Annotated in this window: 1 protein-coding gene; it reads right to left on the reverse strand. The window is 34.3% G+C overall.

Going from position 1 to position 633, the window contains the following annotated elements; all coding sequences use genetic code 11:
* Positions 1–633: FRG domain-containing protein (locus NNN64_RS22955; protein WP_271442896.1), on the reverse strand; the 633-nt coding region annotated here is incomplete at both ends.

The following is a 633-nucleotide window of genomic DNA, read 5'->3' on the forward strand; positions in this document are numbered from 1 at the left end:
GATATTTTTTTGATGTAACAAAACCCAATTGAATTAACTCGGTTTTTATTGCATATGGATTCTCTACTTCAATTTTTATTAGGTTTTTAGAATCTAATGGTTTGAAGGGTTCTAACAATTTATTCTGGAAGGTAAACATGCATTCTTGACCATCCATCCTTCTATCAAATTTAAAGTGTGTTATAGAAATTGGGTGGCTTGGGATGAATTCTATTTCTTCCACTGCCAACAGCCTAAATTTGCAAGATGAAACTTTCCCCGCCTGCATAAAATCGAAGTTATCACGACCTTCATAAATAATAGAATCTACCACTTCCTTACAATTAACATCAAATCCATATTGGAACCCTTGATAAAACTCTTCTCCTGTTAGAGTTTTTTCGCCATTATAGCTGAATACAGCTGCTTTTTCCTTTGTGTTAGGCCCTGAGGATTCAACTGCAAAATAAAGCGCCACTAAAGGATTTAGGCTCCAATCAATAAATCTTGTTGGCAATCCATAATGCTGGGCTAACAATAACAATGATAGATCTGAGTTAAGAATAAATTCCTTATGTTCAACCTCGTTGAGATATGGAGGCAAAAGATTTTTAAAATTAACATAGCCAGAGTGTATGGGGTTTAATTTATCAC

Source organism: Citrobacter sp. Igbk 14, from assembly GCF_028069825.1.
Lineage (GTDB): Bacteria > Pseudomonadota > Gammaproteobacteria > Enterobacterales > Enterobacteriaceae > Citrobacter.